Below are 10,429 nucleotides of genomic sequence, written 5' to 3'. Positions count from 1 at the left end.
CGAAGATCACCGCCAGACCGGCGCTTATGAGCGCGAGCACAGAGATGGCATAGAGGATCTCGATGATGTATCTCGTCGGTACGCAGGCCTACAATATCGTGACGAGCTTCACTCACCAAGAAAATAGGTGAAGCCTGAAGCCGGGATCGGCCGTCGGTGGTCGGTATGGCTGAAAGGCCGGGTATTAATTCCGCGCTTGATTTGAATGCGCCAACCCGAAGACGGTCCGCGCAGGGATGACGGTGATCTTATTCCCTTGCTTCGGATTACGGAGAATAACAGTCTTAAGCTCCGCATCGCTTGCGCATATTAATATTGGGCATGCGGAGAAAATGGCTTATAATGTCCGCATGGGTTGCGGAGAATGACATATATCCATGAATTGCCCGATTGGCCGGATTATCACTGGGATCAAAATAAACTGGCCCCGAAACTGGCCGCGGTGCGCCATCGCCAGGGTCGTTTGATCGGACGCATGGAAGCCATCGGCTTCGGGCTTCGGAAGGAGGCCGTCCTCCAAACGCTGACCCTCGATGTCTTGAAATCCAGCGAAATCGAAGGGGAAGTACTGAATCTGGAACAGGTGCGCTCTTCCGTCGCACGGCGGCTCGGGATGGATATTGCCGGCGCGATTCCGGCTGATCGTCATGTTGAAGGTGTGGTTGAGATGATGCTTGATGCCACACAAAATTTTGAGGCACCTCTGACGGTAGAACGTCTGTTTGGCTGGCATGCGGCGCTATTTCCGACAGGACGCAGCGGGTTACACAAGATCATTGTCGGCGCCTGGCGCGATGATTCCAAAGGGCCGATGCAGGTGGTCTCCGGTCCAGTAGGGTGCGAGAAGGTGCATTTCGAAGCTCCGCAAGCAAAGCGCCTGAAAGCTGAAATGACAAAATTCCTGCGTTGGGTAAACAAAAAGGACGGTACGGATCAGGTTTTACGAGCGGCCCTCGCGCATCTGTGGTTTGTGACGATCCATCCTTTTCAAGATGGCAACGGCCGTATTGCAAGGGCGATCGCGGACTGGGGATTGGCCCGATCCGAAAACAGCTCTCAACGCTTTTACAGCATGTCCTCCCAAATCCGTCTGGAACGGAAAGACTATTACGATACCCTGAAAGACACGCAAATCGGTACGCTCGACGTGACCGCATGGATGGACTGGTTTCTCGGGTGCCTGGATCGCGCGATCGTCAACACTGAATTCAGTCTGATCGGCGTGTTCCGGAAAGCAAAATTCTGGGAGACGAACGCGGACACAAGTCTCAATGACAGGCAACGTCTGTTGCTGAACAAGTTGCTTGATGGGCTTGACGGGAAACTCACCTCGACAAAATGGGCAAAGATCGCGAAGTGTTCCCAGGACACCGCCCAACGCGATATTCAGGCATTGATCGACCAGCGCATACTTGTCAAAGAGGAGGCGGGCGGGCGGAGCACGAGCTACTCATTGGTGGATTGAGCCCTGGTTGGGAGGAGTTCTACTGGATTTACGGTGTTGCCGGTAGAATGTTTTGGCTGAAGGCTCGACGTTGAACACCGTATAACCCTTCATGAAATGGATGTCACGGTCGATCTCATTCCCTGATGCTTCATCGGTTTCCTTGCGGATGATGGAATTCGCATTAACCATAAGCGGGCCTTTCTCGCTTTTGCGTACATGCGCGTTCAGCTCAAGAGCCTGAGTCCGATGAGACCCTATCGGATCCACACATTGGTCGATACACATCAGAGAGGCGCCGTGGCACTATCGTAGCCGCTTGCAAAGGCGATGGATGAGTTGTTATGGTAAATAGCATGCATCAGGCTCAGGTCGTCATATGGTCAATGGGGATCAGTCTCGCGGTGAGCATGAGTGTGTGCTGGTCGCTCTCCCATGCAGATACAATCAAAGACGGACGTGCTGAGATCCAGCCCACTGCGACGGAGCCGCTAGCGAGGCCGATTCCGTCCGCGGCCGTGCCGGTGGAGAATGGTATGGTCTTGCGGACCCTTCCGACTGTGTCGAAACCAATCTCAGTCGGAGGGACGACGCTCGTCCCCTACATCGGGGCGGGGTTTGGCGGCGGCTATGCTACGGAGTTTGATCGTTCGCTCAATACGGCCCAATCTGCTTCATCCGGTTCCGTCAATGCCGGGCTGAAGAGTCTGTTCGGGCAACAGCTGATTCCGAATGAAGTCCAACTGGGTATCCGTTTTCCCTTCTAGATAGTTCCCATCGTCCGACTACGCAAAACGCATGGTTATGAAAGCGAGGGCGCCTGCCGACTGTATCATGCAGTACGCGGCATGTGTTCGTTTACCGGGCATCTGAACGATAAAGGAACGTTGTGAAGGAAGGTTATCGTCTCCTGCTGGTCGATAAAGACGGCGTACTGGTCAGTGAATTTCAATTGACGGAAAACGCCATGGCCCAGCCGGAGGCCTTCGTAGCGGCGCTGCGGGAATCGATTGAGTCAGTTGAAGAGGAAGAGCCTTGAGGTGAGTGGGGCGAAGGTCGGGGTCACAACCGGGCAGGGAAGGTTCCCTGCCCACGTCGTTTCGCTCGCGGTCAATTACCCACTTTCAACAGCCAGCCATCGGCCTTATCACAGTCGTTGGGACCTTTGGCGTAAATATCGACACGGATATAGCTTCCCTTGACGGTAGCGGGAATTTTCCCTTTGACGAGAAATCCGTTGCTGATGGGTTTCACGGTGATAGGGACGATTTCGTCTTTGATCTTCACGGTAATGCGTTGGGGATTGGTTGTCTTGGAAGCAAGGAATGAAAACTCCGATTTCGGCGCCACTTCCACATTATTCTTATCCTGCGAGAATGGGGGGGGTGTGAATGACTCAAAATTCACCTGGGTGCAGGCGTCCAGGCTGCCGCCGGTGTTCGGGCTGGCGTCGTAGGCCCAGACTTGGCCGACGGTACCGTACATACCTACTGCAACAACAAGCCGAAGAAGATTTCGAAGACTCACGGTAAGCCTCTCTATTATAGTGGTTGACTATTGGTCAGCGCTGATAAAGCGGCGATATTGTAACGCCTGAGATAGAAAAAACAACCCCCTAAGTGTTGTACGGCTACATTCGCTGCGGCTCTGATGACGTGAGGCTCTTACAAAAGAGATCGATCGTCTTCTGGAACAAAAAAAAAGCGTGGTGTCCTGCGGAGATGCAGCAAGAGCGGCCCGCGCGCTGGTCTGAATGGAGTCGACGGAGATGTGGTGATGGCGGGCCACTAGCAAAGCGTCGTCGAAATCGACATCGATCCCACGTCGGAGCTTCGCAATGACAAAGTCGAGCGGTGACAATACACGCACATGAAGCTTGGGCATCTTGATGAAGTCAATTGCACGATCCCGGTATCCTGGGGGCATGGCGACGACCGACCAGCCGGAAAAGTTTTGAGTGAGATCAGCAGGGATGTCGTGAGTCATCAAGTATTCCATCAGAGGCGCCAGCGGACCTTGTAATTCAGCGTCGACATCGCGGTTGGCCCGATGGGGAACTCCATAGGCGTGCAGCGCCAGCGCACCGACGAGAAGGAGATCGATTGTTTCACCGCTTTCAGCAATGTACCTAGTGAGAAGATCGATAAGATGCTCAGCGGTGAGCGTAGGCAAAGTAGACCGCCTCGGCAAACGTTCGATACTGACGAAAATCAATCGGACCGGAGTCGAGCGGAAGAGGGGCACGGTCGAAGAGATAAGTGAGTATGCGTCGGTACTGTGTGTACCAACGGCATGCCGTACGATACGCCTCTTGTACCGCCGGATTTGCCTGCCAAGGCGAGAGATCAAGTCGATCATTCAAAAGGATTTCAAGCCATAGTATCCGCCGGCCTCGTGCCGTTTGAATGGCCACCTCAATCGATGTTGTCCCCAGATAGGCAGGCAGGAGTTTAAGCGAACATGTAGATTGGAGCGCGGCTGAATCTGACATGGCCTCAGTGTAGCACAGTCGGGCACAGATCCATACCGTAGGTCCGTCCAGGTTTCATTGTTGAGCTCACTAGAACCTATCTCAAAATAGTTGACGGTCTGCATATCACCTCTATAAGTCCGGTCATGCTGCGTCTGCGCGACGATCAATGGGAGCGATTTCGGGAGCACTTTTTCTGAAGAATACATCCTGGATAGTCGTCCCGGCCGCAGGCCCGTGCCGACCCAAGCGGTCTTGGAGGCGGTGCTCTGGATTCTGAACCCCGGCGGACAATGGCCCTTCTTGCCTCAGTGCTATCCCCCCTGCAAAATGGTCCATCGTCGGTTCCAACACGGGTGTCAACGGGAGGTACTGCGGTAAGTCCTCACCCAGCTGGTCACCACGCTGCGGGACGAAGGTGCGATCGACGAGCGGAAAAGTTTCATTGATGTCACGTTTGCGGCGGCCGCGGGTGGCGGCGAGGCCGTGGGGCTCACAAAACGTGGCAAGAGCGTGAAATTCTGGCGATTGTCGATCGTCATGGGTTACCACTCTCGGCAGTACCATGCGGCGAATCATCATAGGCCACTGGGTGCAACTCAGTTGCGACTTCTACATGCTCGAGGCCAAATCGGAGCATCTCATTGGGCATCGGGCCTATGACAGCGTGCTTTCGGCACCTGATGCGATACCCTGGTGTCATCCACAGACACCATCCAGTCTTGCGCGAGCACGTAAAACAACATAAAAATGACAGGTACGGACGTATCGAAATAATACCGCGATCAGAATTCCTGAGAGGCCATCGTCTCATCCTACAGCAATCGCCGGTCTTCCCTTGTTGAGTTACTGGCCGACTGAGTCGGCGCATATGGAAAGATTTATTCCCGCATCAGAAAACAACCAGCTCGGCGTCTTTTCACTCCCGCTCTTGGTATCCGACTAGATACACACCTGTATCTCGGAAGGTACGTTCCCCATTTAGAAAAATGTCCTCGCCATTCTGGTGTTCTATCAGTCTTGACTATGTCAATTCACAGTGAAGTGGAATAGATTTTGCGGAGACGAAACATCCGAGGGACTTACGTACAATCACGATACGAATTGTCACGATAGATTTCTACTGCGACCTTCATCGAACAAGGAGGTATGACATGTCACTATGGAAGGGATGCGCGTATCTCGTCTTTGTACTAGTAGCGTCGAGTGGCAGTCTGGTCGGTCATCCTGAAACAGCGGACGCTCAAACATCTCGGCCTGATGGGGCAGAGGCAGATTTGAAGAATGCTGTCGAAGAAATTCTACGACAACATCCGAACCTTATTCTTCGTGCGCTCGAACACGATCCCGTGGTGCTCGCGGATCTGGTAGAGCGCGGAGCTGAACTCCGCAAGGCTAAGGTGGAGGAGGCGCAATGGCAAGCCGAGTTGGCCAATCCTAAAGTTCCGCGAGTTGCCGAGAATCGGCCGATACGCGGCGAGCGCCAAGCTCCGGTAACGATTGTTGAATACAGCGATTTTGAGTGTCCTTACTGCAGAGCCGTGGCGCCGACGTTACAAGAGATCCTCTCCGAGTATGGAGAGTCCGTGCGCTTGGTGTACAAGCATAACCCGTTGAGTTTTCACGCTACTGCCGAGCCGGCTGCTCGATATTTCGAAGCGATCGCACTCCAGAGCGAGGAGCAGGCTTGGCGGTTCCATGACATGGTGTTCCAGCAACAGCGGAATTTGTCTCGCGGTGTCGAGGTCTTGCGGGAGATTGCCGCCGATCTGGAAATCGATCATGGGCGGATGAGGCGCGACCTGGAAAGCGACCAGGTGACACAGCGCATTGCGGCCGATCGTGCCGAGGCCTCACAGTTCGGCTTTGACGGCACACCGGCCTTCGTCATTAACGGCGTGTCATTGATCGGCAATCATCCAAAGCGTGACTTTGACCGCATCATCAAAAAAATACTGCCGGAAACGCAAGCGATGGTTCGCTGAGCCGGTTTGCGCTCAGGAGGAAAGGATCTCACCATGATACCCATAAGGCTCGCCCTTAAATGTATCGTCTTTGTGCTTGGTACTGCTGTATCGATGTCTACAGGCAATGCTGCTGATTTCAATGTCGACGTTCAATTTCACATCAATACGCAGCGTCATAGTTATGAATACGTCGTGAATTGGTTGAAGACCAATATCGCAATGGCCGAGTCGCTTTACAGCAATGACCCGGCCCTGAAGATCCACCCGACCTTTGTGCAAGAGAACCATTCCGCCATAAAGATCAAGGAGGACCCCGATGGGAGCAAGTACAGTTACCTCGGATTTGAAAACGCCCCGGAGCTTGAAGCATTCATGGACAACAACTTCGACAATCAGGTCCGCGCCAAGACAGAGGGGCATCTAACGGTGTTGGTCATCGACGATGTGGTCAAGAATGAGAAGAAGGATAAGGGATTGTGCGGCCGAGCGACATTTCCCCATTGGGTCAATCCGTTCAGTCGAAAGCGGGGCGTGTTGTTGGCCACGTGTGAGACGGACCAATATCTGTTGGCGCATGAGCTGGGGCATTTCTTTTCACTCAAACATACCTTTGAGCCTTACGTAAATTTCAACCCGTTCAGCGTCTCGAACTGCAACAAAGATTTTGGGAATCACATCAAGTGTAATTCCTGCCAAGGTCAGGCCAAACCCGATGGCGAGGGGCAGCTCCGGAAATGCGACGGCATTTCGAACGTCATGGACTATTGTTCGTCCGAGATCAACAAGGAAGTGTTGAATGCCTGTCAATTGAACCGTGCTGGGAAACAGCGTGAGCGCTTCCAGACGAGTGACGGCAAGACCGACTATCAAGCCATGGCCGGCCTCCGTGGCGGAGGACAATGTGAAGTCGATGCCGACTGTGAAGAAGGAGAGTTCTGTACCGCCGGGATTCTTAATTTGGCCAGAAATATCTGCAAACCCAAATTAGACCGAGGCACGCTCTGCACCACGAAACGGCAATGCGCGTCGGACCGCTGCAGTTGGGGTGTGTGCGCCGATCCGGATGAATGCCGTACCGATACCGACTGCGGAGCGGGAAACTATTGCGGCGATCCTCTTTCGGGGAAACGTACCTGTAAAGATAAATTGAGCGACGGCGCTCTCTGCACCAAGGACGAGCAATGCCAAGCGGGTCGATGCAAGACAGGATTGTGCTCGGCACGGGATTCGGCATCGATGGGCGAGTCGTGCCGCTTCGACGACGAATGCCGCGAAGGCAAGTGCAACGCGCCGGTCGGAGGCGTCACCAAAGGAACGTGTGTGTGTAATCAAGATTCCGACTGCGGTCCGGGGAAGTGGTGTGACGGTGGGATCGACACCAAAGTGAATGCCTGCCGATCGAAGCTCGACAAGGGTGAAAAGTGCGGCTCGATTACGTCGCCGTTCGGCAACGATCACAAATGCAAGTCTGGAAACTGTTCAGGGGCACCGAACTATAAGTGCAAATAACTCGGCGTGCGGCCTGCGTCGTCAGGTTGCCGAAGGAGATATGCCATGAGAGCAATACGACCACACTGGTACGCCTGTCTTCTTGCACTCTGTCTGGTCACGACGTGGTTTTTCGAGATGTCGTCCTCGGTCTATGCCGGGAAAGAGACCGAGCGCGGGGAATCCGGCAAAGGCCAAGTGCATGCCAAGAAAGAGAAGGCCGGAGCGCGTCAGACCGAAATACTCGATCGTTGTGAAGCGGAGGCGATGGATCTTTACCAGCCCTGTATGACTAAAAAAGGTGAAGCGCTTGAGGAATGCTCCCGTGCCTTCGATGAAGCGGTGAATGCCTGCGTGAATCCGGGGCCTCCGCCGAAAGATCAGGAATCCGAGAATATCTATCGCATTCCCTATGCCGACGGGACCAATGTAAAAGTCACGCGCGATTTTAGCACTCATAACCCGCCGGGCCGTTTTGACATGCACGGCAAAGGCGGTGGCACGCATCGTATCGTGGCGGCGGCTGATGGAATTATTCGCCATATCCAAGACAGTCGATCCAAGAACCAGCATCCGATCAGAATCCTGCGCAATACTCCAGATTGCTTCAACAACTTTGTCTGGATAGAGCATACCAACCATGAGTGGTCGAAGTACTCACATATGCAGTTCGGTACCACGACCACGAAGGCCAAACTCAAGGTAGGTGACCAGGTGTCACAGGGAGACTATTTGGGGGACGAGGGAGACGTCGGTTGCGCGGCGCCGCCCCATCTTCATTTTCAGATCCTTCAGGTTGGGGATCATGAACCTAAAATAGATCCGACGAGCGGGGAACTCGACGGCTACTACAAAGATGAAACAAAAGAAGACCTTGTTGGGTACGCCTTGAAGGACGAACGGAATCCGCGATTCTCCGACCTCACAGGAAAGACATTCACGCTCAAGGATGGGGAGAAGTACGTCGCCGGTGGTTTGCCTGCGTGCCGCAAAGACACAGAATGTCCTTCAGGCCACTACTGCAATGCAGGAGTTGATCTTGATAAGAACCGTTGCATGCCGCTCAAGGCCGACAATGACACATGCGATGTGGCCGGCGGCGGACATCAGTGCAAGAGCGGATACTGCAAGTTCGGCAGATGCTACACACCACATTCAGTTGCAGAAGGCGGTATCTGCTACACCGACGATGCCTGTGCAGAAGGGAAGTGCAGCGATGTGGGAGGACTGAAAGGAGCTTGCGTCTGTAAATCCGATGCGGACTGCAGCGAGGGTAAGTATTGCGATCATGGCGCGGATCTGAATTTGAACAAATGCAAGTACAAGAAGGCGGACAACGAGAGCTGTGATTTGGTTGGTGGAGGACATCAATGTAAGAGCGGGTTCTGCAAATTCTCCCGCTGCTACACGCCTAATTCGGTCGAAATGGGCGGTATCTGCTACAACGACGACGCCTGCAAGGAAGGCAAGTGCAGTGCCGTTGACGGCGCGAAAGGAACCTGTGTTTGCAATAAAGATTCCGACTGCGGCTCGGGGAAGTGGTGCGATGCAGGACTCGATACCAAGGTGAATGCGTGCCGGCCAAAGCTCGACAAGGGAGAGAAGTGTGGGAAATTTGGCTCGCTCGGGAACGACCATAAGTGCAAATCTGGAGAATGTTCAGGCGCTCCCAAGTATGAGTGCAAATAATCCGGCGTGGCGCGACCGACGGCGGTCTGTCGGTCGCTGCCGGAAGGAGATGCTGTGATGAGACTGGCGACCATGATCATAGTGCTGTTGGGGCTATGCGCGATGGAGCGCCCTGCCCATGCGGATCTCTGTAACGATGTGATAGGAACGGTCAGGCCGGTGACACCGGAAGTCATCGCCGAAATCGCCTACTATCCGGAACTCTTTCCCGACCCGGCTTCGCAGGGAAGCCTGCGGTGGGACGAAATCATCCTGCAATGTAACCGGCAGCGTGATTCCAAGGGACGTGAAGTAGCCCGGGTGCTTGGTAGCGGGCGGGACACTGCGGAGAAGGCGCTCTTGAAGGCGAGGGATCTGGAGGCCAGGGTCATCAGAGGGCACTACGATTTCGTCGGCCTCCCGATCGGTTCACTTTTGAGCTTTAAATATGTCTACGCATTGAGTAAGAAGGACGGCATTTGGACGATGACCATTCCATATCGGCCGCAATTTCATGAGCTGGTTCCGAACCGCGTTGATTTTGATTTTGCGCACGCTGACCAACTGTACGATGCGTCACAGGTTGAGGTTCCGTCCAGTCCTGTCAATGTGCAGGTATTCAAGCTCAAGTCTTCTGCTGCGCCTATTTCCGCGACACAATGTGCCACCACGACGTATTTTCCGGGTGAGCGAGACGCATATGCCGGTAAAGCGCTTCATCAGCGCGATCCCGAGAATAAGGCGATCAGTTTGGGGAAGATCGAATATCGCTACGGCAAGAAGGGCGACACATATGCGGGCTGCCGGGTGGACAAAAATAAGGATCTGTATTGGAAGTGGGATGCCGGCGGCTCGCAAGCGGTCAAGGTGAAGCCGCAGGATTGGGTTCTCGACAATTTTATTCGGACATCGGAATCCTATTGGAGTATTCCCGGAGTCTTTCAGTTGAAGCTCTATCTGAAAGGCCACAATGACGCCGGTATCCCGGCTTCAATCCGCGAACTGTTTGAGAATAACGATCACCTCACGGCGAATTTCGCCACACAGTTTCTCCGCGCCCACTTCAATCAGATGTACAAATCCAATGTATTTCAGGTGAACAATTTCTCCACCATGACGGCTGACGGCAGTTATTGGCACGAGGTGGGCCATGCCTTCGGTCTGGACGACGAGTACGGTTTCGTGGATGCAGAGGATGGGCGAAAAAGTTGCCGTAACGAACATTTCACCAATTTGTATCCGACGTCGGACTATCAGATGTGCGAAGGGGGTGCCGAGGAAAAGCGGAGCATTTATCACTATCTGGCTGTTTCGCGATACGTCACGAAACAAAAAGAATGCGACCACGACAACGATTGCGGCAGCGGCGAGTTCTGCAATGCCGGACTCGAT

General features: G+C 53.9%; 12 protein-coding genes. 8 read left to right on the top strand and 4 right to left on the bottom strand.

Features of this window, described 5'->3' with window-relative positions; translation table 11 throughout:
- Positions 1–364: 364 nt before the first annotated feature.
- A complete protein-coding gene (locus ACOSYY_RS09585; RefSeq protein ID WP_421662046.1) occupies positions 365–1,465 on the top strand; it encodes a Fic family protein in 1,101 nt (366 codons plus the stop codon).
- Here the strand turns inward: ACOSYY_RS09585 and ACOSYY_RS09580 are convergent.
- Entirely contained in the window at positions 1,451–1,732 is a 282-nt protein-coding gene (locus ACOSYY_RS09580; protein WP_421662045.1) for an ArdC-like ssDNA-binding domain-containing protein, read from the bottom strand. The two genes, ACOSYY_RS09585 and ACOSYY_RS09580, sit on opposite strands and share 15 nt — an antisense overlap.
- A 56-nt stretch (positions 1,733–1,788) precedes the next feature.
- Between ACOSYY_RS09580 and ACOSYY_RS09575 the strand changes: the two genes are divergently transcribed.
- Together ACOSYY_RS09575 and ACOSYY_RS09570 are read left to right on the top strand one after the other, a co-directional pair.
- Positions 1,789–2,211: a hypothetical protein gene (locus ACOSYY_RS09575; protein WP_421662044.1), complete on the top strand. Its 423-nt coding sequence runs from the start codon at positions 1,789–1,791 to the stop codon at positions 2,209–2,211.
- A 122-nt stretch (positions 2,212–2,333) separates the two neighbouring features.
- Positions 2,334–2,483, top strand: a complete 150-nt coding sequence (locus ACOSYY_RS09570; RefSeq protein WP_421662043.1) for a hypothetical protein — start codon at positions 2,334–2,336, stop codon at positions 2,481–2,483.
- A 71-nt stretch (positions 2,484–2,554) separates the two neighbouring features.
- Here ACOSYY_RS09570 and ACOSYY_RS09565 read toward each other — a convergent pair whose 3' ends face one another.
- The 3 genes from ACOSYY_RS09565 to ACOSYY_RS09555 are packed head-to-tail and all read right to left on the bottom strand — an operon-like array spanning position 2,555 to position 3,935.
- Positions 2,555–2,971: a hypothetical protein gene (locus tag ACOSYY_RS09565; RefSeq protein WP_421662042.1), complete on the bottom strand. Its 417-nt coding sequence runs from the start codon at positions 2,969–2,971 to the stop codon at positions 2,555–2,557.
- Between the two features lie 27 nt (positions 2,972–2,998).
- On the bottom strand, positions 2,999–3,616 hold the full coding sequence (locus ACOSYY_RS09560; RefSeq protein ID WP_421662041.1) for a DUF6036 family nucleotidyltransferase: 618 nt from the start codon (positions 3,614–3,616) through the stop codon (positions 2,999–3,001).
- Positions 3,597–3,935, bottom strand: a complete 339-nt coding sequence (locus ACOSYY_RS09555; protein ID WP_421662040.1) for a hypothetical protein — start codon at positions 3,933–3,935, stop codon at positions 3,597–3,599. The genes ACOSYY_RS09560 and ACOSYY_RS09555 overlap by 20 nt, the downstream gene beginning before the upstream one ends.
- A 216-nt stretch (positions 3,936–4,151) precedes the next feature.
- Here ACOSYY_RS09555 and ACOSYY_RS09550 point away from each other — a divergent pair, with 216 nt between their 5' ends.
- The 5 genes from ACOSYY_RS09550 to ACOSYY_RS09530 all read left to right on the top strand — a co-directional run.
- Positions 4,152–4,295 carry a transposase gene (locus ACOSYY_RS09550; protein ID WP_421662039.1) on the top strand — a complete coding sequence of 48 codons (144 nt, stop codon included), beginning with the start codon at positions 4,152–4,154 and terminating at the stop codon, positions 4,293–4,295.
- A gap of 773 nt (positions 4,296–5,068) precedes the next feature.
- Positions 5,069–5,899 (top strand): DsbA family protein, encoded by an 831-nt coding sequence (locus ACOSYY_RS09545; RefSeq protein WP_421662038.1) that lies wholly within the window; start codon positions 5,069–5,071, stop codon positions 5,897–5,899.
- A 33-nt stretch (positions 5,900–5,932) separates the two neighbouring features.
- A complete protein-coding gene (locus tag ACOSYY_RS09540; RefSeq protein ID WP_421662037.1) occupies positions 5,933–7,390 on the top strand; it encodes a Dickkopf N-terminal cysteine-rich domain-containing protein in 1,458 nt (485 codons plus the stop codon).
- Between the two features lie 45 nt (positions 7,391–7,435).
- On the top strand, positions 7,436–9,058 hold the full coding sequence (locus ACOSYY_RS09535; RefSeq protein WP_421662036.1) for a M23 family metallopeptidase: 1,623 nt from the start codon (positions 7,436–7,438) through the stop codon (positions 9,056–9,058).
- A gap of 57 nt (positions 9,059–9,115) precedes the next feature.
- A partial coding sequence (locus ACOSYY_RS09530) for a hypothetical protein (RefSeq protein ID WP_421662035.1) occupies positions 9,116–10,429 on the top strand: 1,314 nt, incomplete at its 3' end.

It is taken from the genome of Nitrospira sp. BLG_2 (assembly GCF_049222245.1).
Note: the sequence above shows the minus strand (reverse complement) of the source record. Positions and strands in the feature narration are given on the sequence as shown.